Genomic DNA, 25070 nt, shown 5'->3' with positions numbered 1-25070 from the left:
GCTCACCACCACCGAAACACCATCCATGGTCGAGATCCGCTCCCTGCACAAGAGCTTCGGCTCGACCGAGGTGCTGCGCGGCATCGACCTCACCGTCCGGCCCGGCGAGGTGACCGTCGTCCTCGGCCCCTCCGGCTCCGGCAAATCCACCCTGCTGCGCACCATCAACCACCTGGAGAAGGCCGACCAGGGCTGGATCACCGTGGACGGCGAGCTCATCGGCTACCGCAGGGACGGCGACAAGCTGTACGAACTGCGCGAGCGCGAGGTGCTGCGCCGGCGGACCCGGATCGGCTTCGTCTTCCAGAGCTTCCACCTCTTCCCGCACCTCACGGTGGTGGAGAACATCATCGAGGCGCCCGTCTCCGCGCTGCGCCGCCCCCGGGACGAGGCGATCGCCGCGGCCGAGAGCCTGCTGGAGCGGGTGGGCCTGGCCGACAAGGCGCAGGCGTACCCGCGGCAGCTCTCCGGCGGGCAGCAGCAGCGGGTCGCCATCGCGCGCGCCCTCGCGCTGGAGCCGAAGCTGCTCCTCTTCGACGAGCCGACCTCCGCGCTCGACCCCGAACTCGTCGGCGAAGTCCTCGACGTGATCAAGGACTTGGCCGAGCAGGGCACCACCATGATCGTGGTCACCCACGAGATCGGCTTCGCCCGCGAGGTGGCCGACACCGTCGTCTTCATGGACGAGGGGCGCATCGTCGAGCAGGGCCCGCCCTCCGAGGTGCTCGACCGCCCCGCGCAGGAACGCACCCGCGCCTTCCTCTCCAAGGTCCTGTGAACGAGAGCCCCTGAGCAGGGGCCCCGGCCCGTCCCCCTCCGAACGACTGTCGCCCCCAACCCCCCATTGATCCCGGAAGGCCCGCATGACCACCGGCAGACCCCTCCACCTGGCCGCCGAGATCGGTGGCCCGCCCCGATACGAGCCGGACCACTACCTCGGTCTGGCGCGGCTCGCCGAGGGCGGCGCCCTCGACTACGTGACCCTCGGCGACTCCTTCGCCCGGCCCGGGCCCGACGCGCTCTCCGTGCTCGCCCGGATCGCGCCCGCCACCGACCGGATCGGGCTCGTGCCGACCGTCGACACCACGCACACCGAGCCCTTCCACGTCTCGTCCGCCGTCGCCACCCTGGACTGGGTGAGCCGGGGCCGGGCCGGCTGGACGGCCGACGTCTCGACCACCGGAGCAGTGGCCCGGCTCTTCGGCCGCCGCACCGCCGAACCCGCCGAGGCCCTGTGGCCCGAGGCGGGCGAGGCCGCCGACGCGGGCGCCCGGCTCTGGGACAGCTGGGAGGACGACGCCGAGATCAGGGACACCGCCACCGGCCGGTTCATCGACCGGGACAAGGTGCACCACATCGACTTCGAGGGCGAGGCCTTCTCCGTACGGGGCCCCGCCATCGTGCCGAGGCCCCCGCAGGGCCGGCCCGTCACGGTGATCGACGGCACCACCGCCGCCGCCCGGGCGGTCGCGGCCCGCCACGCGGACGTGGTGCACATCCGCGCGACCTCGCCCGAACAGGCCACCGCCGCCCGTGCGGACGTCCACCGGCTCGCCGCCACGCACGGCCGTTCCGCGCGCGAGCTGCGGGTGCTGGTCGCGCTCGCGGTCGACCTCGGCGACGCGGAGACCACCCCCGAGCACGGGCTGGCGAGCGGGCCGCCGCTGGCCGGCCACGGCACCTACTTCCGGGGCGGGCCGGTGGACCTCGCCGAGCTCATCTCCCAGTGGTACCGGGCGGGCGCGGCGGACGGCTTCCACCTCACCCCCATCACCCCGGCCCGCGACCTCGAAAGGATCGTCAACGGCACCGTGGCCCTCCTCCAGCACCGCAGCCTCTTCCGTACCTTCCACCCCGGCCACACCCTCCGCGAGCACCTCGGGCTCGCCCGCCCCGCCAGCCGCTACGCGCTCGCCCGGACGGCGGGGGAGCAGCGATGACCGAGCACCGGCAGATGCATCTGGCCGCCCACTTCCCGGGCGTCAACAGCACCACGGTCTGGTCGGACCCCCGGTCCGGCAGCCAGATCGACTTCGCCTCCTTCGAACACCTGGCGAGGACCGCCGAGCGCGGCAAGTTCGACTTCTTCTTCCTCGCGGAAGGGCTCCGGCTGCGCGAGTACGACGGGCGCGTCCACGACCTCGACGTCGTCGGGCGGCCGGAGTCCCTCACCGTGCTGAACGCGCTCGCCGCCGTCACCGACCGGCTCGGGCTCGCCGCCACGGTCAACGCGACCTTCAACGAGCCGTACGAGCTGGCCCGCCGGTTCGCCACCCTCGACCACCTCAGCGGCGGTCGCGCGGCATGGAACGTGGTCACCTCCTCGGACGCCTTCACCGGCGAGAACTTCCGCCGGGGCGGCTTCCTCGACCGGGCCGACCGCTACACCCGGGCCGCCGAGTTCGTCTCCACCGCGCGCGAGCTGTGGGACTCCTGGACGCCGGACGGGACGCCCCGGCCGTTCGCGCACCGGGGACAGCACTTCGACATCTCCGGCGAGTTCACCCTCCCGCGGTCCCCGCAGGGGCATCCGGTCGTCATCCAGGCCGGGGACTCGGACGAGGGCCGCGACTTCGCGGCCTCCGCCGCCGACGTGATCTTCACCCGGCACGGCACCCTGGAGGCCGGCCGTACCTTCTACGCGGACGTCAAGGGGCGGCTGGCGGCGTACGGCCGGGGCCCCGACGACCTGAAGATCATGCCCGGGGCCAGGGCCGTGGTCGCCGACACCGACGAGGAGGCCCAGGAGTACGCCGCCGAGATCCGCCGCCTCCAGGTCTCCCCGCAGAACGCGATCCTCGCCCTCGAACAGGTCTGGGGCCGCGACCTGTCCTCGTACGATCCCGACGGGCCGTTCCCGGTGATCGACCCGGATCCGGACTCCGAGTTCGCCCAGGGCCGGGTCAGGATCGCCGACCCGTTCGCCGTGGCCGCGCGGTGGCGGGCGCTGTCGGAGGAGAAGGGGCTGTCCATCCGGGAAACCGTGATCGAGACCACGACCCGGCAGTCCTTCGTGGGCAGCCCGGAGACCGTCGCCGCCGAGATGACCGACTTCGTCGACCAGCGGGCGGCGGACGGGTTCATCCTCGTCCCGCACCTCACGCCCGGCGGTCTCGACGACTTCGTGGACCGGGTCGTCCCCCTGCTCCAGGAGCGCGGCGCGTTCCGGTCCGAGTACACCGGTTCCACTCTGCGGGCACACCTCGGGCTGGCCGAACCCGTATGGAAAGGTTGAGCACATGAGTACGAACGCGAACGCGACGCAGGAGTGGCAGAGCTGGCACGAGGGGCGCGTCGCCGCGGCGGCGGCGCCCTACGGACCGCTGGCGCTGGCCGGTACGCACTGGCTCGCCGACTACCCGGAAGGGCGAATTCCGGCCGTCCCGGGGGAGTGGCGCGAGGACGGCGACGACCTGGTGCTCACCGCCGGGGCCGAGGACGGTCTGACCGTCGACGGCAAGCCGCTCACCGGGGAGGTACGCCTCCGTCCCGACAGCGGGCCGGTCGACGACGCCCGGGTGGCCCTCGGTGAACGGCGCTTCGTCGTGCTCCGCCGCGAAGGCCTCTGGGCGGTCCGTGACTTCGACCCGGCGGCGCCGAACCGGCACGCGTTCAGGTCGATCGAGGCGACGCCGTACGACGCGCGCTGGAGCCTGGCCGGCACCTTCCGCCGGTACGAGGACCGCACCGTCCGGGTGAAGAACGCCGACGGTGTCGAGCGCGGTCTCCAACTCGCGGGCGAGGCAACGTTCGTCGTGGACGGAGCCGAGCACACCCTCCAGGCCGCGGTCGAGCCGGACGGCTCGCTGTGGATCGTCTTCGCCGACGCGACCAGCGGTGACAGCAGCTTCCGGTTCCGCTTCCTGCGGCCCGCGGCCCCCGCCGCGGACGGCTCGGTGACGGTCGACTTCAACCGTGCCCTGCTGCCCCCGTGCGCCTTCGCCGACCACTTCATCTGCCCCTTCCCGCCGCCGGGCAACACCCTTCCCGTCGCCGTCCCGGCGGGGGAGCGGAAGCGGCTCGACGGCTGAACCCGTGTCTCCTCCCCCGGCCCCGGCAGCAACCACGCTGCCGGGGCCGGGGCGTTCCCGCGTTCGTACGGCCCGGGGGGCGGCCGAAAGGCGCCCTTGCGCCACGCGCGGCCGGTCCCAAATACTCCCAACCAGCGCTTGTCAGGAACACGGCATCCGCATAGCGAACGCGTGTCGGAAGCCCGACGCCCGACTGCGCCTCACGGGTCCGCCACCCCACGGACGGGCCCCTGATTCCCCTTTGGAGGAACGCGAAGTGAGGATCAAGCGCACCACCCCCCGCAGCACCACCGCCAGACGCAGCAGGGCCGTCGCCGTCGCGGCCGGTCTGGTCGCCGTAGCGGCGCTCGCCGTCCCCGCGGCCAACGCCGAGTCGGCCGGAACGTTCAGCACCGCCCAGCTCACCGCCGCGAGCGACGCCGTGCTCACCGCCGACGTCCCGGGCACCGCCTGGAGCGTCGACCCCGCCACGAAGCACCTCGTCGTCACCGTGGACAGCACGGTCACCCAGGCCGAGATCGCGAAGATCAAGGAGACCGCGGGCGACGAGGCGGGCGCCCTGCGCATCGAGCGCACGGCCGGCACCTTCAGCAAGCTGATCTCGGGCGGCGACGCGATCTACGCGAGCAGCTGGCGCTGCTCGCTCGGCTTCAACGTCCGCAGCGGCAGCACCTACTACTTCCTGACCGCCGGGCACTGCACCGACGGCGCGGGCACCTGGTGGTCCAACTCGGCCCACACCACCACGCTCGGCACCACCTCGGGATCCAGCTTCCCGGGCAACGACTACGGCCTGGTGACGTACACCAACAGCACTGTCACCAAGAGCGGCACCGTCGGCAGCGTGGACATCACCGGCGCGGCCAACGCCACCGTCGGCCAGTCCGTGACCCGCCGCGGCTCCACCACCGGCATCCACAGCGGCACGGTGACCGGCCTCAACGCCACCGTCAACTACGGCAACGGGGAGATCGTCTCCGGCCTGATCCGCACCAACGTGTGCGCCGAGCCCGGCGACTCCGGCGGCCCGCTCTACTCCGGCACCCTGGCGATCGGCCTCACCTCGGGCGGCAGCGGCGACTGCACCTCGGGCGGCACGACCTTCTTCCAGCCCGTCACCGAAGCACTGAGCGCGTACGGAGTCAGCGTCTTCTGACCCCGGCCCTTGGACCTCGGCCCCCGGCCCCTGGCCTTGGCCCCTGACCCTGCGGTCCGCCGGAGTCCATCGGGGTCCAACCACCCCGTGGGCCCCGGTGGCCCCACGGACCCGGCCCGCGGATCGGTCCCGTGACTCCGCAGGCCCCGCCGAGCCCCCGTTCGTTCCGGACGGGGGCTCCCGCGCGCCCCCCGCTCTGCGCGATGATGGCCGTACGGTCGGACGCAGAGGAGCGACGGGGGCGGACGCCATGTCCGTGACGAGGCACGTCCTCCGGCCCCCGCAGACACCCAGGGGGTTCCAGGCCCGTGCATCGCATCGGAGTGACCGGACACCGTTCCATTCCCCCGGAAGCCCACGCCCACGTGCGCGAGGCCTTGCGCACGGCGCTGTGCGAGGCCGGGGACCCGCTGGAGGCGCTCTCCAGCCTCGCCGTGGGGGCGGACCAGCTCTTCGCCCGGCTGGCCCTCGCGCGCGGCGCGCGGCTGACGGCGGTGATCCCCAGCGACGACTACGAGGAGTGCTTCGACGAAGAGGGCGACCTCAAGCGCTACCTCGCCCTCAAGTCCCTCGCCGCGCGGGAGGTCCGGCTCGGCTTCCCGCACTCCACGGACCAGGCGTACTACGCGGCCGGCGCCTGGATCGCCGACCACTGCGACCGGCTCGTGGCCGTCTGGGACGGCCTCCCGGCCCGGGGCCTGGGCGGCACCGGCGACATCGTCGCCTACGCACGCGCCCTGGGCCGCCCGGTCACCGTGATCTGGCGTGAGGGCGTACGCCGCGACTGAGCGCACACGCGCAGATGACGAGCTGTCACATGCGGTGCCGGGCGAGCCAGTCCGTGTGCTCGGGGGAGACGATGCGCTCGGTCTCGAAGACCGCCGCCGGCCACTGGCGCTCGGTGAGCGAGGTCTCCATCGCCGCCTGCATCGACTCCAGGTCCTTCTCGACCACGGAGTGCGCCGAGACCAACGGGTGGTGCCGGCGCATCTCGTTCCAGGCCAGGCACGCCGCGGCGGCGGCCGACAGTACCCCGGTCAGCCCGAAGGACCGGCCCGTCCCGAAGGTCTGCACGAGGCAGAGGGCCAGCGCCGGCGCCGTCAGCGCCGCGACCGTGCTCGACCAGACCAGCGCACTCCGCCGGGAGGCCAACTGCCGCCTCCGGTACCAGCGGCGCTGCTCGATGAGCCGGTCCCGTACGTACGTCTCCTTGCGCACGGTGAACGCCTTGTCCCGCAACTCCCGCATGGACTCGGTGATGATCCCTCCGTCCGGCCCGTCCAGACCGTCGCGGGGATCGGACCAGCCGGCCTTCCGCAGCTCCTGGAGTCCCTCCTCCAGCCTGCTGGCGAACACGGCCTCGGGATGCTGCGTGGTGGTGTCGTACGGAGAGCCGTGCACCGCGTAGCGCCAGCAGTTCGACTTGATGAACTCCGCTGCGGAGCGGTTGAGTTGCCAGTGCGACTTCGCTTTGCGCTGCGAGGCGAAGAGAGTCGCGACCAGAACGCCCGCGTAGGCCAACGCCCCCAGTAAGTCCAGGAGTTGCAGCGAGTCCCCGACCTCCACGCTCCAGGGCAGTGCGGCGGGTATCGCCCCGAGGACGAGGAGCGTCAGCTGGAAGCGGGTCGTACGGATGGCCTCCCGCTGCCGGGCGACGGCGACGGCGTCGGTGCGGTGGAAGAGTTCGGGCAGGTCGGCATCCCTGAAGACCATGGACCGCAGGGGTTCAGGAATCGCTGTCATGTCCGCTCCGGTGATCGAAACAGGGGGAGCCCTGTTGACGGAATGGCCCAATCCGCCAATCGAGCAACTTCCGTTCTCGAATGGAGGTATACAGGCCTGGGAAGATGTGCTCGCCGAGATTCTGAGGGTAAAGTCGTGACGCCGGACACTGCAATGGTGCAGCTGGCCGGCGCAGTTTCCATGTCCGGAACGAGCCAATCAAGGACGGCCGTCATGACCCACGCATTCCCCTCCTCCTTCGCCACTGCGAAGATCAGCCGTGTGCCGCTCTCCAAGATCGAGACCGCCGGTGGCGACGCGGCCGAAAAGCTCGGACGGATCGTCACGGTTCCGGGCGGTCGCTCGAACAGGACGTCGACGTTCAACTCTTCGCTCTGATCCGAGTTCACCGAGGGGGCGTGCCGCGGCCATAACGCCGCGCACGCATGGCCGACGCACCTGGTGCCGATGGCTAGACTGGCGGAATGACAGGACCCCCGGTCCCATTCCGTGAAATCGTTCTGAAGGTTCACAGCAGATGTGATCTCGCCTGTGATCATTGCTATGTCTATGAACATGCTGACCAGAGTTGGCGAACCCGCCCAAAAACAATCTCTGACCAGGTGATTCGACGGACGGCTCAGCGATTGGCCGAGCACGCCGGGACACATGCACTGCCCTCCGTGTCAGTGATCCTGCACGGAGGGGAGCCGCTACTCGCGGGCCCCGCGCGTCTGCGCCGCATCTGCGAGGAGTTCGGCTCCGCGCTCGCCGGAGTCGCCGAACTGGATCTCCGTATCCACACCAACGGCCTTCAGCTCAGTCCACGGTACTTGGACCTCTTCGCCGAGTTCGACGTCAAGGTGGGCATCTCCCTCGACGGCGACCGGGCGGCCAACGACCGCCACCGGCGCTTCGCCGACGGCCGCAGCAGCCACCCCCTCGTACTCAAGGCCGTGGAACTGCTCCGGCAGGAACGCTACCGCCACCTGAACCTCGGCCTGCTCTGCACGATCGACATCGCCAACGACCCGCACGCGGTGCTCGACGCCCTGACCGGACTCGAACCACCGCTCATCGATTTCCTCCTTCCGCACGCCACTTGGGACGACCCGCCGCCGCGTCCCGACGGGTCGCCCGTCGCCTACGCCGACTGGCTCCTCGCGATCTTCGACCGCTGGCAGGAGCAGGGGCGTCCGGTACCGGTCCGGCTCTTCTCCTCGGTGCTGTCCACCCTGAGCGGCGGGCCGAGCCTCACCGAATCGCTCGGGCTGGCCCCCACCGACCTGGTCGTCGTGGAGACCGACGGGCAACTGGAACAGGTGGATTCGCTCAAGAGCGCGTACGAGGGCGCCGCCGCCACGGGCTTCGACGTCTTCACCCACTCCTTCGACCAGGTTGCCGCCCATCCGGGAGTCCAGGCCCGTCAGCTCGGTCTGGCAGGCGTCAGCGAGGACTGCCGCAGTTGCCCCGTCGTACGTTCGTGCGGCGGCGGGCTCTACACCCACCGCTACCGCTCCTCCAACGAGTTCGACAACCCGTCCGTGTACTGCGCGGACCTGGAGGCGCTGGTTCGCGGGATCGAGGAGCGGACGGGGTCGGCCCTCGTCTCTCCCGCCCTGTCCGGCCCGGCCGGGACGGCCGCCGAGCACCACGAGCTCACCCGCACGCTGCTGGCCGGCCTGCACGCGCTGCTCGACGGCCTCGCGGGCGAGCCCTGGGCGCGGGCGTGGGAGGCGGCGGGTGCCTTGGAGGGGTCGGCGGCGGGTGTCGCGGGCCTCGACCACGTGCTCGCCCACCCGTACGCGCGTTCCTGGCTCCAGGAGACCGTGGAGGGCCTCCACTCCGACCAGGACCGGGCCGTCGCGGAGGCCTCGCGGCTCACCTCGTACGTGGCCGCGGCGGTCCTGCGGGCCGGTGCGACGGACGCCGTGCCGGTGGTCCACCGGGGAGCCGGGCTGTTCCTGCCCACCCTCGGCGAGCTGACGCTCGACGGTGCGGGCGACCACGGGACGGTCCTCGTCCGCGGCGTGCCCGGCGGCTTCGTGGTGGAGCGCGGGAGCGGCGAGGAGGTGCGCGTCGCGTTCGGGGAGCCGGGCGGCGGCTGGCGGCCGGTCCGACGGCTCGCGGTGGCCGGCCTGCCCGGCTGGGCCGTCGACGATCTCGACCCCTACCGGGACTGCTACGCGGCGCCCGCCGCCGGCCGTCTGGAGCCCGAGGCCTTCGAAGCCTTCGGTGCGGCGCTCGCCCGTGCCTGGGCCCGGATCGAGGCGGTGGCTCCGGCGATGGCCGCGGCCATGGCGGAAGCGGTGACCACCATTACCCCGCTGGCGCGCGGCTGCCGGGCCGAGCGCCCTCGTGGCCACGGAGCGCTCGGAGTCCCGGTGGATGCCGACGGCCCCGGAACGGCGGTCGGGATGGTGAGGGCGTACCGCAGAAGTGAACTGCGGGCCCTGTGCGACGTCACGGACCTGTACGCGGCGGACGGGGACTGGGAGTATCTGTCGCCCTGGGACGGCAGCGCCGTTCCGTTCTCCCGTCTGCTGGCCGAGACCCATGAGCGCGTGGGCGTCGGGCTGTTCGATCCGGAATTCCCGGCGGGTGTGCAAGAAGCGCTCGACCTGCTGGAAGGGGCTCCCGAAGCGACCGTCCACGGGAAGCGTCTGTTGGACGTGATCCGAAAGGAGCTCAGCGGTGCGCAGGGGGTCAGCAGGAACGGCGACTCCGGGACAATCTTCGATCAAGAAGGTAAGTGATCGAGGCTAATGGGGAGATGACTGAAAAGGGGCGGTGAATGACCGAAGATCGAAGGGGTGAAGAGCGGCCCGCTCCGGAATGATGAATTCGCTCGCATTCACTCCGTAGTGTCGGACGTGGGTGCTCACACAGGACGGGGGTCGTGTGCACGCATGACGCAACAGCGAGCGTCGGACCATCGGCCGTACTTCTTTCTCAGTTACGCGCACACACCGGGGTACGGCGGTGGAACGGACCCGGATATGTGGGTCGAACGCCTTTTCCAAGATCTCTGCGGCCATGTGATGGCCATGACCGATCTCCCCGCGGGCACCACCGCGGGGTTCATGGACCGGGAAATACGATCCGGTGAGGGCTGGTCGGAACGGCTCGGTGCGGTGCTCGCCACCTGCCGGGTCTTCGTTCCCCTGTTCTCACCGCGCTACTTCGCCAGCGAGATGTGCGGCAAGGAGTGGTACGCCTTCGAGCAGCGGGCGATCCATCATCGCGCCCGCTCCAACCAGCCCGCCGAGGCGATCGTCCCGGCGCTCTGGGTACCGGTGCCGCCCAGTCAGTTACCGGGCTCCGCCGAGCGAATACAGTTCAACCACCGTGATTTCGGGGAACGTTACGTCAGTGACGGGCTCTACGGCCTGATCAAGCTCCGGCTCTTCGCCCAGGAGTACGAACGAGCCGTGTACGAGCTGGCCAAACGCATCGTCACCGTCGCCGACACCGTGCGGATCGACACCGGAAGACCCGTCGACTACCGCCTCGCCCCCAGCGCCTTCGGGTCCCGCAGCAGCGGTGCGGGGGCGCCGAAGCCGATGCGGATCACCATCGCCGCACCCACCCGCCACGATCTGCCGCCCGGGCGGGACGAGGCCTACTACGGCGACAACCCGCAGGACTGGAACCCCTACCACCCGGCCGCCGCGCGCCCCCTGGCGTACGTCACCGAGGAGCTCGTCCGCTCGCTCAACTACCAGGCCGTGATCGGCTCGTTCGACGAGGACCAGGGGCAGTCCGAGAGCCAGGGACTGTCCGCCGACAAACGGGCACCCACCACACCGGAAATCCTCATCCTCGACCGGTGGGCGCTCCGGGACGAGGACCGCCGCCGCAGGCTCGCCGCGTTCGACGCCGACAACAGACCCTGGGTGACCCTGGTCGTGCCGTGGAACCGCGACGACCCGCAGGGCACCGCCGAGGAGGCGGAACTCACCGCGATCCTCGAACAGACCATGCCCGTCAAGATGAGCCAGGGACGCGCCTTCTGCCGCGTCGCGGCCAAAGGAGTGCCCACCATGGAGGCGTTCGGCCAGATCCTGCCGCAGGTCGTCGAAGTCGCCGCGCAGCAGTATCTGCGCAACGCGACCGCCTACCCGCCCGCCGCGGGCGGCGGGCACGGCGAACGCACCCGGCTGACGGGGCCCATGGGCCACACGCAGTTCATACCCGACACGCTCGACCCTGGGACGCAAGCGGAGGACGTATGACAGCCGGCCGTGACGGGCGGATCGTCACTTTCTACTCGTACAAGGGAGGCACGGGGCGCACCATGGCCCTGGCCAACACCGCCTGGATCCTGGCAGCCAACGGCAAACGGGTTCTGGCCGTCGACTGGGACCTGGAGGCGCCGGGTCTGCACCGGTTCTTCCACCCCTTCCTCGACCCCGCCACCCTCGGCGCCACCACCGGTGTCATCGACCTCATCACCGAATACGCCTGGGCCGCGACCAGCCCCGCGCAGCGTCCCGACGACTGGCACCGCGACTACGCGCGCATCCAGCAGCACGCCGTCTCCCTGACACCGGAGACACTCGGCTGGGAGTTCCCCCGGGGAGGAACCCTCGACTTCGTCTCGGCCGGCCGCCAGAACCGCGAGTACTCCGCCGCCGTCTCCACGTTCGACTGGGACAACTTCTACGACCGGCTCGGCGGCGGCAGCTTCTTCGACGCCCTGCGCGACGACATGAAGGCCAACTACGACTACGTCCTCATCGACAGCCGCACCGGCCTCAGCGACATCGCCGACATCTGCACCGTCCACCTCCCCGACGTCCTGGTGGACTGCTTCACCCTCAGCGACCAGTCCATCGACGGCGCCGCCTCCGTGGCCCGCCAGACGGCCGAGCGCTACAGCGGGCGGCCGATCGCCATCTACCCCGTCCCGATGCGCATCGACGAGGGTGAGAAGGAGAAGGCCGACGCCGGGCGGGCCCTCGCCCGCTTCAAGTTCGACCGGCTGCCGCGCAACCTGTCCGGCGACGAACTCACCGCCTACTGGGGAGCGGTGGAGATCCCGTACCGCCCCTACTACGCGTACGAGGAGACGCTCGCGACCTTCGGCGACGAAGCCGGGCTCACCAACTCGCTGCTCTCCGCCTTCGAACGGCTGGTGGCGGTCGTCACCGACCAGGAGGTCACCTCCATGCCACCGGTCGCGGAGGACGTCCGGCTGCGCATCCGCGACGCGTTCACCCGGCGCAGGCCCACTCTCCCCGCCGACATCTTCCTCAACTACGTCGCGGAGAACCGGATGTGGGCGGACTGGATCGATTCCGTCCTCACCCGGGCCGGCTTCCGCGTCGTACCGCGCGACGTCTCCACCGAACGCGAGGACCGCGAACCGCCCGTCACCGCACCGGAGACCGCCGCCCGCACCGTCGTGCTGCTCTCCAGCGCCTACCTCAAGTCCCAGCGCGCCACCGAACTGTGGCAGCGCTCCAGCGCCGAGGACCAGACCGGCGGCCGGCGCCAGATCCTGTTCCGGGTCGGGGACGTCCGGCTCACCTCCACCTACATCGACCGCAACCCGGTGGACCTCTTCCGGCTGGACGAGGCCCATGCCGCGGCCGCCCTGCTGCGCGCGCTGGACCGCCCGGCCCACCTGGGCGACGGGTCGACGCCGGGACCACGGTTCCCCGGCACGGTCCCGAAGATCTGGAACGCCCCGCCGCGCAACCCCGGATTCACCGGACGCTCCCTGGTGCTGGAACGCATGCGGGACCAGCTCGGCGGCGGCCTGGCGGTGGTGCTTCCCCAGCCGCAGACCCTGTACGGCCTCGGCGGCGTCGGCAAGACGCAGGTGGCGCTGGAGTACGTGCACCGCTTCATGGCCGACTACGACCTGGTGTGGTGGATCTCCTCCGAGCAGACCGACGACGTGGTCGCCGGACTCGCGGAACTCGCCGCCCGGCTGGGCACGCAGGGCGGCGACGACATGGCGGCGGCCTCCAAGGAAGCCGTCGACCTGCTGCGCCGCGGGGTGCCCACCGACCGGTGGCTGCTGGTCTTCGACAACGCGGACGACCCCGAACGCATCCGGCGCTACTTCCCCCAGGGCGGCTCCGGCCACATCCTGGTGACGTCGCGGAACCAGACCTGGTCGCAGCACGGCGACGCGCTGCCCGTCGACGTCTTCCTCCGCGAGGAGTCCGTCGAACACCTCCGCCGCCGCGCCCCCGGTCTCAGCGAGGAGGACGCCGCGCGGGTGGCCACGGCCGTCGGTGACCTGCCGCTCGCCGTCGAGCAGGCCGCCGCCTGGATCGCGGAGACGGCGACTCCCGTCGACACCTACCTCGACCAGCTCGCCGAGCAGGCCGCCCAGGTGCTGTCCCTCAACCAGCCGGCCGGTTACCCGCAGCCCGTGGCCGCCACCTGGAACGTCTCCATCGAGCGGCTCAAGGAACGTTCGCCCGCAGCGGTGCGGCTGCTCCAGCTCTGCGCCTTCTTCGCACCCGAGCCGATCAGCGCGAGCCTCCTCTACAGCAAGGAGATGATCGAGGCGCTCAAGCCGTACGACTCCTCCCTCCAGGAGAAGCTCGTCCTCGGCCGGGTCATCCGGGAGATCGGCCGTTTCGCGCTCGCCAAGGTCGACCAGGTCTCCAACTCGATCCAGGTGCACCGGCTGGTGCAGGCCGTCATCAAGGCGCAGCTCAGCGAGGAAGAGCAGCGGGAGGCCCGGCACGTGGTCCACCGCGTTCTGGCCGGGGCCCGGCCGGACGACGACGAGCCCATCGACAACCCGGAGAACTGGGCGCGGTTCGCCACCATCTGGCCGCACCTGGGGCCGTCCGGGGCACGCCTCTGCGGGGAGCCGGAGACCCGCAGGCTGCTGATCGACCGCGTCCGCTACCTCTGGAAGCGCGGCGACGTCCGCACGGCTGCCGCGCTGGGCGCCGAACTCCGGGCCAGCTGGGCGGAGATGCTGGGAAAGGAAGACATCCAGTACCTCTACCTCTGCTTCCACATCTCCAACATCTACCGCTCGCGCGGACGTTACGTGGAGGCGAAGGAGCTCGACGAGATCACGCTCCAGCGGCAGCGCGACATCCTGGGTGCGGAGCACCCCCACACCTACATGACCACGAGCAGCCTGGCGACCGACCTCGGCATGCTCGGGGAGTACGGCCGGGCGATCGAGCTGGCCAACGAGGCCCGTGAGGGGTTCGGGCAGATCTTCCACGAGGGCCACCCGAGGACCCTCGCGGCGGCGAACAACCTGGCACTCAACCTGCGGCTGGTCGGGCAGTACTCCCGGGCCAGGGAGCTCGACCAGGAGGTGTACGACCGGCGCAGCGAGGTGCTCGGCGCGGAGCATCCGTACAGCCTCTCCTCCGCGGTGAGCCTCGCCCGCGACCTGCGCGACGTGGGCCGGTACGAGGACTCGGTGGCGCTGCTCAGCCGTACGTACGACAGCTACAAGAGGACGCTCGGCCCCTCCTTCCCCGGCACGCTCTCCGCCGCCAAGGCGCTCGCGGTGGCGCTGCGCAGGGCGGGGCAGCTGGAGGACGCCCGCAGGCTGACGCTGGCCACCCGGGCCCGGTACCGGGCGAAGTACTCCACGCCCAACCCGGAGTCGCTGGCCTGCGACCTCAACCTGGCGGCCGACTTCTACGCGATCGGTGAGGCGGTCCAGGCGAGGGACGCGGCGCGGGAGGTGGTCGAGCAGTACCTGGTGGTGCCGGGGGAGCGGCACCCGTACACCCTGGCCGCCCAGAACAACCTGGCCGTCTACCTGCTCGGCTCGGGAGAGGCGGAGGAGGCGGCCAAGATGTCGCGGCGGGTCGTCGACCTGATGCGGGAGCTGTTCGGCAGGGACCACCCGCACACGCTCTTCTGCGTGATGAACCTGGCCAGTGCGACCGCGGCGCTCGGGGACGCGGAGCTGGTGCTGGAGACGGAGCAGGTCCTCGCCGGGCAGCTCGGCAAGGCTCTGGGGGCGCAGCATCCGGAGGCGCTGGCCATGGTGGCGAACACGGCGGTCACGCTGGAGGACCTCGGCCGGCGCGAGGAGGCCCAGCAGCTGCGGGCGCGGATCGTGGGGGAGCTGGCCCGCCAGCTCGGCGACGACCATCCGATGACGCGGATCGCGCGGGACGGAAGGAGGTTCGAGCGGGAGCTGGAACCGATCCAGGTGTGAGCGCACGGGAGGGGCGGGCCACCCGGCCGGTGGTCCGCCCCTCCCGCGCGAGGTGTTCGCTCAGTTCATCGACACCGCGCCGGAATCGTCCTTGTCCAGAAGCCAGTTCAGGACCCGCGGGAGCACCGACAGGGCGTCGAAGTGCGCCGCCGCCGGCTCCAGCACGGTGGTCGCGCGCGGAATCCGGCCACCCAGCCAACGGGAGTGGCTGGCCGGTGAGAAGACGTCCTTCTCGCCGTGCCAGAGCATCACCGGGCAGGTGATGTCGGCCGGGTCGAAGCCCCACGGCCGGCTGAACGCGAGCGCGTCGTCGATCCAGCCGTAGGCCGAAGTGCGCAGTCCCTCACTGTAGTTGCGCAGCAGCAGCGAGCGGATGCCCGCGTCGTTCACCACCACCCGGTCGGAGTCGGTCAGTTCGCGTCGCAGGTCGTCCAGGAGCCGTACCGGGTCGATCCGGATCTCGGCCGAGCGGACGATGAAGGACTCCGTGAGGCTGTCCGGGTCGGCCGCCGCGGTGGAGTACGCCAGTACGTTGGAGGCGGCCATCCCCTCGAACCAGTCGAGCCCCGGGGCGTCCCAGGGGGCCAGGGTGACCAGGGCGGCCGCCCTTGTCACCCGCTCGGGCATCAGCGCCGCGCAGGCCAGGGCGTGCGGTGCGCCGCCGGAGCGGCCCACCACGGCGAACCGGTCCAGATCGAGGGCGTCGGCGATGGCCCGTACGTCCTCGACGACGTCGCTCACGGTGCGGCCCGGATGCCGGTCGGACTCGCCGTAGCCGGGCCGGTCGTAGGTGATGAGCTGGGTCTGGCGCTGGTACATGACCATGCCGCGCGGAGCGGGTCCGAGCCTGCTGCCCGGGGTTCCGTGCAGCAGGAAGACGGGTCTTCCGCGCGGGTCCCCCTGCCGCTCCACGATCAGGTGACGTCCGTCCGCCACGCGCACCCGGTTGCGCACCCGTACCTCCTCAGGTCGCCCGGCCGCCCGGGCGCGGCGCGCCCGGTACGTGCTGCCCCTTCGATGATGGGCCATCAACGGCCTTGTGCGCACTACCTGTTGGGAGAGGAACGGGGTCATACGGTATGTGCGCCCCCTGAAGGTGCTCCCGGGGTTCCTGGTGCGCCGGGACCGGTGCCCGCGGCCTGCCCGGCGTCCTCGGCGGGCCCCGTCCGGCCGTGCCGCAGGGAGAGCAGCAGGGTCAGGGCCGTACCGACGACGGCCCAGGCGGAGAGGACCAGCAGGGAGCCGGTGACCGCGTTGCCCCGGAAGTAGGCGATCGAGCGGGCGACCCAGGTGCCCGCGCCCGGGGGCAGGGCCGGGCCGATCGTGCGCCAGAAGTCCGGCAGCATCGGCAGCGGGAAGGCGCCGCCCGCGCTCGGGTTGCCGGCGATCACGATGATCAGGACGGCCAGTCCGATGCCGACGATGCCGGTCAGCGCCTGCAGCGCGAGGGTGATCATCCCGGTGGCGAAGACGACCAGCGCGCCCAGCCCCGCCAGTGCCCAGGAGCTGCCGGGCAGCGCGCCGAGGACGGGGCCGATGATGATCGCGCCGCCGATCCCGCCCAGCACCGCGTACACCGCCATGGCCAGGGTGCGGATGAGCGCCCGCCGCGCGTTGGCCGGCCGGGAGCCCGCGCTGATCGCGAGGATCGAGGCGCAGAGGTACCCGCCCACGCACCACCCGACGACCAGGTAGAACGACGAGAGCCCGTCGAAGTCGTCGGAGGAGGCCGGGGCCACGTCCACGACCCGGACGGTGCGCTCCTGCCGGGCCAGGACCTCGGTGGTGATCTTCCCCAGGGAGTTGGCGAGCGCGGAGCCGCCGCCGGAGGCGACCAGCACGGTGTCGGTCGTGCCGGACGGGTTCACCACCAGCGCGCCGTCGATCTCGCGGTCCATGATCTGCCGGCGCGCCTCGGCGGCGTCGGCCACGGCGCGCGGGTCCAGCGGGCCGCCCGGCAGCCCGTCCAGCGCGGTGATCAGCTGCGGGGACACCTGCGGCGGCGCCACCACACCGAAGGGGACGTCGGTGGGTACCGGCCGGTGCAGGGCGCCCACGTAGGAGGCGATGAAGAGCAGTTGCAGGACCAGCGCGCCGAGGACGAGCAGGGCGGCCCGGGGGGTGACGGCCTGTTTGACCTCTCCGGCGAAGTTCATGCCCCCACGCTCGATCCGCCCGGCGTCTCGCGCAGGCGGGGCGGGCCGAATGGCGCAAGGGGCGGGAGACCGGCGCGCCGGTGGCGTCTCACGCGGCGGGCGGGCGCCTGCGCGGTGTCCGTGCCGGTGCCCCCGCCGGTGCCGGTGCCAGGGTCGCGGGCCGTACGGCCCCGGCGCCGAAGCGGCGGCGGGCCCGGTCCGAGGCGGCTTCGGCGGCGCGGGACCGGTCGTCGACCGGGTCCAGGGAGAGCTGGCGCGGGGCGTCCCCGGCCGGCGAGAGGCCGTCCGCGCGCAGCGTGTAGGCGCGCACCCGGGCGCGTTGCAGACCGAGCGAGTCCAGCAGCCCCAGGGCGGTGGCGGCGAGGAGGGGGGAGTGGCCGGTGGGCTCGGGGGAGGTACGGGTACGGGTGCTGGACGTCCGGTCGGCGTACCGCACGGTGAGCGTCAGGCGCCCGGCGACCTGGTGAGCGGCCCGCAGGCGTTGGCCCAGCCGCTCGGCGAGCCCCAGCACCGCCCGGTGGTGGAGGCCGGGATCGAGGCAGTCCCGGTCGAGCACCCGGTCGACGGAGAGGTGGGCCGCGGGCTCCTGCGGCACGACCGGGCGCGGGTCGCGGCCGTGCGCGCGTTCCGCCAGCAGCCGGGCGGGACCCACGCCGAGCAGACGCTGGAGGGTCAGCGGCGGCAGGTCGGCGATCTGGCCGATGGTGTGCACGCCGTACCGCCCGAGCGTGGTCGCGGTGGCGCGGCCGATGCCGGGCAGCGCGGTGACCGGGCGGGGGCGCAGCCAGGAGTCCGCGCGGTCGCCGGGGACCTCCGTGGTCTGCCCCGGCCCGGACGCGTCGGCCGCCATGGCGGCCAGCATGCGGTTGCCCGCGAGCCCCGCGCCGCACTCGATCCCGTACAGCGCCAACAGCCGGAGCATGACCAGCTGCACCAGGTCGTACGGGGTCAGCCCGAAGTAGCGCAGTGCCGAGGTGAGGTCCAGCTGGACGGCGTCGGGCGGTACGGCCTGGACGTGCGGGGTGATGCCCGTCATCAGCTCGACGATGTCGGCGTACCGCTCCTCGTCCGGCACGGCGTGCAGGTGGAGATGGGCGATGTGGCGGCGGGCCGGACGAGGGGGCGTCATCCCGCGCTCCCCTGGCTGGTGTGGCCGAGCTTGCGCAGGTCGGCCGAGCGGCTGCCGGCCGGCTGGAGGTCGGCGTACGGGTGCAGTCGGGCGCCGGAGGTGCCGTTGGCCAGAGTGCGCCCCGGCTGCGCGGGCGTCGGGTGCGGGCGCTCCCCGCCGAGCAGCGCGAGCGCGGCGGCGGGGCCGTCGTCGCGGCGGGCCGCCGCGATCCGGTCCAGGTCCCAGGCCATGGTGCCGACGACGGACCGCCGGTTGCCGCGCACCTGCACGGTGCCGCGCACCAGCAGCAGCCCGCTGTGGAAGACGGTGTGCGCGCACGCCGGGTGGGAGTCCTCGAAGAAGACCAGGTCGACCATGCCCGAGCCGTCCTCCAGGGTGACGAAGATGATCCGCTTGCCGCTGGCGATCGGCGGCGTCTGGGTGGAGGCCCGCACCCCGGCGACGAGGACCTGCTGCCCCTGGCGCACGTCGGCCAGGTGCGCGGCGTCCGTCGCGCCGATCTCCCGCAGCAGCCGGTGGTGGTGGACCATGAGGTGCCGGGACACGTCGATGCCCAGTGTGTTCAGCTCGGCGTCCAGTGCCTCGCGGCCGGTCATCTCCGGCAGACCGCTCGGCTCCGCCCCGCCCGCCGCCCCCGCGTCGAGGGCGAGCTGCCCGTCGCCGGCGGACCGGGCGCGGGACTGCCGGTGCAGCTCGGCGACGTGCAGCAGCAGGTCCCGCCGGGTGAGCCGGCCCCCGCCGAGCCCGCCGAACGCGCCGATCTCGACCAGCCGTTCGGCCAGCGGCCGGCTGGGACGGGCCCGCTGCCAGAAGTCCGACAGCGAGTCGTAGGGCGCGCCGGCCTCGATCCGGGCGCTCTCGTCCTCGGTGATGCCGCGTACGGCGGACAGCGCGAGCCGCACCCCCCACCGCTCGTCGCCGGTCCGCTCCACCACGTACCGGGTACGGGAGCGGTTGACGTCCACGGGCAGCACGGGCACGCCCCGGCGGCGGGCGTCGGCGACGATGACGCGCCGGGGCCACATCCCGGGGTCGTGTTCGAGCAGCCCGGCGAGGAGGAACGCAGGGTGGTGCGCCTTGAGCCAGGCGCTCTGCAGGGCCGGTACGGCGAAGGCCACCGCGTGCGCGCGGCAGAAGCCGTAGGCGCCGAACGCCTCCACGGTCGCCCACACCTTCGCGCGGACCTCGGGGTCGTACCCCCGCGCCGACGCGCGGTCGTGGAACCACCGGCCGATGGCGGGCAGCCGCTTCCGGTCGCCGAGCGCCCGGCGGGCCACCTCGGCCATCGCCCGGTCGCAGCCGGTCATCACGGAGAGGGTCTCGATGATCTGCTCGTGCCAGATGGTCACCCCGTAGGTGTCGGCGAGAACCGGTTCGAGGTCCGGGTGGGCGTAGGCGGGGGCCCGGCCGTGCCGCGCGGCGACGTACCGCTCGGGCATGCCTCCGGCGACCGGTCCTGGGCGGAAGAGGCTGATGTCGGCGATGACGTCCTGCGGGTTGCGGGGCTGGAGACGGGAGAGGAGATCCTGCTGACCGGGCGATTCGAGCTGGAACAGCCCGATCGTCTCGCTCTGCTGGATGAGCTTGAACGCGAAGACGTCGTCGAGCGGCACCTGCGCCGGGTCGTCCAGGTCGATCCGGTCGCCGGTCGCGCGTTCGATCTCGTCGACGGCGTGGGCCATCGCGGACTGCATCCGCACCCCGAGCACGTCGAGCTTGATGTTGCCCAGCGCCTCGACCTCCTCCTTCGCCGCCATGGCCATCGGGTAGTCGCCCTGCGGGGTGGGCTGCACCGGCAGCCGGTCGAGCAGGCCCGCGTCGCTGATGATCACCCCGCACGGGTGCATCGCCATCCCGTGCACCAGGGAGTCGAGCCCCTCGGCGAGCTCCCACAGCGGCCCGTACCGCTCCGCCCGCGACGCCAGCTGCCGCAGCTCGGGCAGCTCCGCGAGGGCGCTCGTGATGTCCGAGGCCCGCAGGTGCGGGAAGCTCTTGGCGATCCGGTCGACCTCGTCCGGCGCGATGCCGAGCGCGAGACCGGTGTCCCGCAGCGCCCGGCGGGCCCGGTAGGTCTCGGGCATCGCGGTGACCGCGACCCGCTCCTTGCCGAACCGGGCGAAGACCGCGTCGTAGCACTCCAGCCGCCGCGCCGACTCCACGTCGATGTCGATGTCCGGGAGCGAACCGCGCCGCTCGCTGAGGAAGCGTTCGAACAGCAGCCGGTGCTCCAGCGGGTTGGCGGTGGCGATGTCCAGGGTGTGGCAGACCATCGAGCCCGCCCCGGACCCCCGCGCCGCGACCCGGATGCCCAGCTCACGGATGTCCGCCACCACCTGGCCGACGGCGAGGAAGTACGAGTCGTACCCCAGCCGGGAGATCACCCCGAGCTCCATGTCCAGCCGCTCCCTGGCGTCCGCGTTGCGGTCCAGGCCCCGGCGGACCAGGCCCGCCTCGGCGCGTTCGCGCAGCAGCCTGGCGGCGCCTCCGCTGTCCGGCCCGGCGCCGAACAGGGAGGCCTCCGGGAAGTGGTGGGCGCCCAGCCCGAGGTCCGCCGCCGGGTCGAGGGCGCATCCGGCGGCCGTCGCGGCGGTGTCCGCCAGCAGCCGGCGCGCCCGGCGGTCGTCCAGACCGGCGGACGCGGCGACCGCGCGGGCGACGGCGACCATGGCGCCCTCGCCCTTGAGCCAGCGCTGCCCGCTGTCCAGGCGGCGCCGGTCGACGGGGCGCAGCAGGCGCGCGGCGTCCAGCACGTCGGCCAGGCGGTGCTGGGCGGGGTCGGCGTAACGGACCGCGTTGGAGAGCACGGCGGTGACGCCGGTACGGTCGGCCAGCGCCAGGGTACGGGCGGCCAGCCGCAGCGACCCCGGGCCCGTGCCGGCCCGCCGGTACGCCACGGCCTCAAGGCGCAGCCCGGCCCCGAAGAGCTGCCGCCACGGCGCCAGCAGCTTCACCGCGACGTCCTCGCGGCCCGCCGCCAGCGCGCGTACCGGCTCCGACAACGGGCCCAGCAGCACGGTCAGACCGGGGCCGCCGTGCTCACGCAGCGCGGCCCACGGCACCACCGGTGCGGTGCCGGACACCGCGTCGGCGTGCGCCGCCGAGGTGATGCGGCAGAGCCGCGCCCAGCCCGCCCGGTCCTGGGCGAGCAGCACGACGCGCAGCGGCGGCTCCACGACATGGGCGCCCCCGCGCGCCGGGGTGCGCGGGCGCTGCGCCGGTGGCGGCGGGGCGAGGGCCTCCACCGCGAGGTCGATGCCGAAGACCGGCCGTACCCCTTCCCGGGCGCACGCCTGAGCGAATCGAACAGCGCCGGTCACGGTGGACCGGTCGGTGAGCGCGAGCTCCGCCATGCCGAGTTCGGCCGCCCGCCGCGCGAGGTGCTCGGGGTGCGAGGCGCCGTAGCGGGCGGAGTAACCGGACGCGACGTGCAGATGGGCGAAGCCCGCCATGCCGCACCTCCATTCCGCCACCCCATTTCCGACCTTTGCCCGATACGTTCCTCGTACGTTCGTTCGATTACCTTAACTCCATCACCGCTGGTCGGCGAGTGGGTAAGGCCCCGGTCGGTGCGGAAGTATTCGAACAAGGGGTGCGGGGGTGGAGTGCTGGTCCGTCACCCTCGTCGCCCGGTACGGCACTTGGGGTAGAGGTGCCTTCCGGGGCCCCGTCCGAGGTGTGGCGCATCACCTTCGCGGCCCGGTGGCGGAGTGGGGTGTTCGATTCCGGCGTGCCGGTGGTGCGATTCCGGCGTGCCGGTGGCGCGGGGGCGCGCCCCGTCGCGGGGGAGGGGGCCGGGATGGTCGTCGGCGGCGGGGGATTTTTTTTACCGACGCGTAACTTCCCCCGCGAATCTACTCGTGCGTAATTTGGCATGAGCACATAAAGCTTGTGGTCCGGGCCACAGGGCACACCCCCACATCGCACTCCCTGAGCCGCAAGGAGATCCCACGATGCTGCCCTGGATCCGTACGCCGAGAGCCCCCCGTGCGCGCAGAACGCTCGCCGCACTGCTCCTCGCCGTCGCCGCCCTCGCCGGCCCCTCGGCCGCCGCCGCCTCGGCCGCCCCCTCGGCCGGTGCGGCCGCCGCCACCACGAGCGGCTGGAACGACTACTCCTGCAAGCCCTCCGCCGCCCACCCGCGCCCCGTGGTCCTCGTCCACGGCACCTTCGGGAACTCCGTCGACAACTGGATCGTGCTCGCCCCCTACCTGGTGGCCCGGGGCTACTGCGTCTTCTCGCTCGACTACGGACAGCTCCCCGGCGTGCCGGTCTTCAACGGCCTCGGCCCCATCGACCAGTCGGCCGCCCAGCTCCGCACGTTCGTCGACAAGGTGCTCGCCGCCACCGGCGCCTCCAAGGCCGACCTCGTGGGCCACTCGCAGGGCGGCATGATGCCGAACTACTACCTGAAGTTCCTCGGCGGCGCCGCCAAGGTGAACGCGCTCGTCGCGCTCGCCCCCGACAACCACGGCACCACCCTCCTCGGCCTGACCAAGCTGCTGCCGTACTTCCCCGGGGCGGAGTCCCTGCTGAACTCCGCCACCCCCGGGCTCGCCGACCAGGTGGCCGGATCGCCGTTCGTCACCAAGCTCAACTCCCTCCCCGACACGGTCGCCGGGGTGAAGTACACCGTCATCTCGACCCAGTACGACGAGGTCGTCACCCCGTACCGCACCCAGTACCTGAGCGGCGCGAACGTCCGCAACGTCCTGCTCCAGGACCTGTGCGCGGTCGACGTCTCCGAGCACGTCCTCATCGGCACCACCGACAAGATCGCCTTCCACGAGGTGGCCAACGCGCTCGACCCGGCCCACGCCACCACGACGGACTGCACCTCCGCACTCAGCTGACCGACACCTCCCGTACGGCATCCGGCACCCCGCGCGGGGCCGGGTGCCGTACGGGACGGGGGTGCGGCAGCGGGGCGCGTGCGGTCCGGGACGGCCGGCGGTACGGCGGCCGTGAGCCCGCGAGAGGCCGGGAGATCATCCGGTGGTGGGGCGACCCGGGCCGTGGAATCTCGCGCCGACGGGCCTGTCGGCCGCAACCCTTGCCGTATACGGCTCCGACCGGTCGCAATTCGTACCGTCCGTACCGTGGGGGCGGGCAGGGGCTGGGACCATGGAGGCCATGACGACGATCAGTTACTGGGACGAGGCCGCCGACTCCTTCGACGAAGAACCCGACCACGGACTGCTCGACCCCGTCGTACGCGACGCCTGGGCACAGCGCCTGCAGAACTGGCTCCCCGTCACCCCCTGCGAGATCCTCGACCTCGGCTGCGGCACCGGCAGCCTCTCCCTGCTCGCCGCGGGCCAGGGGCACCGGGTCACCGGCGTCGACCAGTCGCCCCGCATGGTCGCCCAGGCCCGCGACAAACTCGCCGGAACCGGCGCCGACGTGCTGACCGGAGACGCCGCCCGGCCGCCCGTGGGCGACCGGCGGTTCGATGTCGTCCTGGTCAGGCACGTCCTCTGGGCGCTGCCCGACCCGGAGGCCGCCCTGGCGACCTGGTTCGGCCTGCTGAAACCCGGCGGCCGGCTCGTCCTGATCGAAGGGGTGTGGAACGGGGTGGGCGTCTCCGCCGCCCTGCTCACCGCCCTGCTCGCCCCGCACACCGAGCGGGTCCACCACGAACCGCTCTCCGAGGACTCCCGCCTCTGGGGCAAGGACGTGGACGACGAGCGGTACGCCGTCGTGGCCCGCGCCGAACCCCGGTACCGCCACACCGAGGTCGTCGACGTCCACCTGATCCTCCGGCGCGGACCCCGGGTGCTGCTCGCCCGCCGGGCCGGCACGGGCTACGCCGACGGCCTCCTCCACCTGCCCTCCGGCCACCTGGAGGACGGGGAGGACGTGCGCGAGGCGATGGTCCGCGAGGCGGCCGAGGAGATCGGCGTCACCCTCCAGCCGGAGGAACTGCGCGTCGCGCTCGTCATGCACCACCGGGGCCCCGGCGGCAGCCCGCGCACCGGCTGGTTCTTCGAAGCGGAGTACGACCCCGAGCGGGCGCCGTACAACGCGGAGCCCGACAAGTGCTCGGAGCTGGACTGGTTCCGGCTGGACTCGCTGCCCGAGGACATGGTCGCGTACTGCCGGGCCGGCCTCGACGGATACCGCTCGGGCGAACGCTTCCTGATCCACTGGCACGAGGACGGCGACCCGGTCGCCCACGACCCCGCCGTCCCGCGCCGGGCCGTCCCGCTGCCGTCCGCCGGGGCCGGTACCGGACGGGTGCACCACATCGAACTGTGGGTCTCCGACCTGGCGGCGGCCGTACCCGGCTGGGACTGGCTGCTCGGCCGGCTGGGCCACCTGCCGTACCAGCGCTGGTCCCACGGCCGCAGCTGGCGGCGCGGCGACAGCTACGTGGTGATCGAGGAGTCGCCGGACGCCGTCGCGCGGACCCACGACCGCCTCCGCCCCGGCCTGAACCACCTCGCGTTCCACGTCGAGGACCGGGAGGCGCTCGACGCGCTCGTGGCACAGGCCCCCGGCCACGGCTGGCGGCTGCTCTTCGCCGACCGGCACCCCTACGCGGGAGGCGAGGGGCACCGGGCCGCCTACCTGGAGAACGACGCGGGCTTCGAAGTCGAACTCGTGGCCGGCGGCCCGGCCCGCGAGGCACCCGCGCCGTGCGCGGGCGAACCGGCGGCCGGGCGGGAGGTCCCCGCCGTCTGACGCGGCCCCGGCGGACGACGATGCGGAAGGG

General features: G+C 72.5%; 17 protein-coding genes. 12 read left to right on the top strand and 5 right to left on the bottom strand.

The annotated features are described in order from the left end of the window. Positions 1–25: 25 nt before the first annotated feature. From ACWCWD_RS31200 to ACWCWD_RS31175, 6 genes are all read left to right on the top strand, one after another. The gene (locus ACWCWD_RS31200; protein WP_450778083.1) at positions 26–778 is read left to right on the top strand and encodes an amino acid ABC transporter ATP-binding protein; all 753 of its coding nucleotides are present in this window, start codon (positions 26–28) and stop codon (positions 776–778) included. Between the two features lie 85 nt (positions 779–863). Continuing rightward, positions 864–1940, top strand: a complete 1077-nt coding sequence (locus ACWCWD_RS31195; RefSeq protein WP_450778010.1) for an LLM class flavin-dependent oxidoreductase — start codon at positions 864–866, stop codon at positions 1938–1940. Positions 1941–1954: 14 nt separating this feature from the next. Beyond that, a complete protein-coding gene (locus ACWCWD_RS31190; RefSeq protein WP_450778081.1) occupies positions 1955–3235 on the top strand; it encodes an NtaA/DmoA family FMN-dependent monooxygenase in 1281 nt (426 codons plus the stop codon). 4 nt (positions 3236–3239) lie between these two features. Then, complete coding sequence (locus tag ACWCWD_RS31185) at positions 3240–4031, top strand: DUF1684 domain-containing protein (RefSeq protein ID WP_450778008.1); 792 nt, start codon at positions 3240–3242, stop codon at positions 4029–4031. 256 nt (positions 4032–4287) lie between these two features. Further along, complete coding sequence (locus tag ACWCWD_RS31180; RefSeq protein WP_450778006.1) at positions 4288–5187, top strand: S1 family peptidase; 900 nt, start codon at positions 4288–4290, stop codon at positions 5185–5187. 308 nt (positions 5188–5495) lie between these two features. Continuing rightward, positions 5496–5975: a hypothetical protein gene (locus ACWCWD_RS31175; RefSeq protein ID WP_450778004.1), complete on the top strand. Its 480-nt coding sequence runs from the start codon at positions 5496–5498 to the stop codon at positions 5973–5975. Positions 5976–6000: 25 nt separating this feature from the next. Here ACWCWD_RS31175 and ACWCWD_RS31170 read toward each other — a convergent pair whose 3' ends face one another. Further along, positions 6001–6930, bottom strand: coding sequence for a DUF4231 domain-containing protein (locus ACWCWD_RS31170; protein WP_450778002.1), 930 nt, complete (start codon positions 6928–6930; stop codon positions 6001–6003). A gap of 213 nt (positions 6931–7143) precedes the next feature. On the opposite strand from ACWCWD_RS31170, the gene fxsA reads away from it, so the two are divergent. The 4 genes from fxsA (at position 7144) to fxsT (ending at position 15073) form a co-directional block, all read left to right on the top strand. Next, positions 7144–7308, top strand: a complete 165-nt coding sequence (gene fxsA, locus ACWCWD_RS31165) for an FxSxx-COOH cyclophane-containing RiPP peptide (RefSeq protein ID WP_450778000.1) — start codon at positions 7144–7146, stop codon at positions 7306–7308. An 86-nt stretch (positions 7309–7394) separates the two neighbouring features. Then, positions 7395–9665 carry a radical SAM/SPASM protein FxsBH, inactivated beta-hydroxylase extension form gene (gene fxsBH, locus ACWCWD_RS31160; protein WP_450777998.1) on the top strand — a complete coding sequence of 757 codons (2271 nt, stop codon included), beginning with the start codon at positions 7395–7397 and terminating at the stop codon, positions 9663–9665. Between the two features lie 153 nt (positions 9666–9818). Beyond that, on the top strand, positions 9819–11144 hold the full coding sequence (locus ACWCWD_RS31155; RefSeq protein ID WP_450777996.1) for a TIR-like protein FxsC: 1326 nt from the start codon (positions 9819–9821) through the stop codon (positions 11142–11144). After that, positions 11141–15073: an FxSxx-COOH system tetratricopeptide repeat protein gene (gene fxsT, locus ACWCWD_RS31150; RefSeq protein ID WP_450777994.1), complete on the top strand. Its 3933-nt coding sequence runs from the start codon at positions 11141–11143 to the stop codon at positions 15071–15073. Before ACWCWD_RS31155 ends, fxsT begins: the two co-directional genes overlap by 4 nt. Before the next feature lie 60 nt (positions 15074–15133). Here fxsT and ACWCWD_RS31145 read toward each other — a convergent pair whose 3' ends face one another. From ACWCWD_RS31145 to ACWCWD_RS31130, 4 genes are all read right to left on the bottom strand, one after another. After that, positions 15134–16027 carry an alpha/beta fold hydrolase gene (locus ACWCWD_RS31145; RefSeq protein ID WP_450777993.1) on the bottom strand — a complete coding sequence of 298 codons (894 nt, stop codon included), beginning with the start codon at positions 16025–16027 and terminating at the stop codon, positions 15134–15136. Positions 16028–16143: 116 nt separating this feature from the next. Continuing rightward, on the bottom strand, positions 16144–17229 hold the full coding sequence (locus tag ACWCWD_RS31140) for a DUF3533 domain-containing protein (protein ID WP_450777991.1): 1086 nt from the start codon (positions 17227–17229) through the stop codon (positions 16144–16146). 88 nt (positions 17230–17317) lie between these two features. Continuing rightward, positions 17318–18358, bottom strand: a complete 1041-nt coding sequence (locus ACWCWD_RS31135; RefSeq protein ID WP_450777989.1) for a DNA polymerase Y family protein — start codon at positions 18356–18358, stop codon at positions 17318–17320. After that, positions 18355–21807, bottom strand: coding sequence for a DNA polymerase III subunit alpha (locus ACWCWD_RS31130; RefSeq protein WP_450777987.1), 3453 nt, complete (start codon positions 21805–21807; stop codon positions 18355–18357). The genes ACWCWD_RS31135 and ACWCWD_RS31130 overlap by 4 nt, the downstream gene beginning before the upstream one ends. Positions 21808–22308: 501 nt before the next feature. Here ACWCWD_RS31130 and ACWCWD_RS31125 point away from each other — a divergent pair. Then, the gene (locus ACWCWD_RS31125; protein WP_450777985.1) at positions 22309–23208 is read left to right on the top strand and encodes an esterase/lipase family protein; all 900 of its coding nucleotides are present in this window, start codon (positions 22309–22311) and stop codon (positions 23206–23208) included. Positions 23209–23488: 280 nt separating this feature from the next. After that, positions 23489–25039: a methyltransferase domain-containing protein gene (locus ACWCWD_RS31120; RefSeq protein ID WP_450777983.1), complete on the top strand. Its 1551-nt coding sequence runs from the start codon at positions 23489–23491 to the stop codon at positions 25037–25039. Positions 25040–25070: the final 31 nt, after the last annotated feature.

The organism is Streptomyces sp. NPDC001493 (assembly GCF_053597235.1).
The sequence above is the reverse complement of the archived record's forward strand: the minus strand, read 5'-3'. Positions and strand labels throughout refer to the sequence as shown.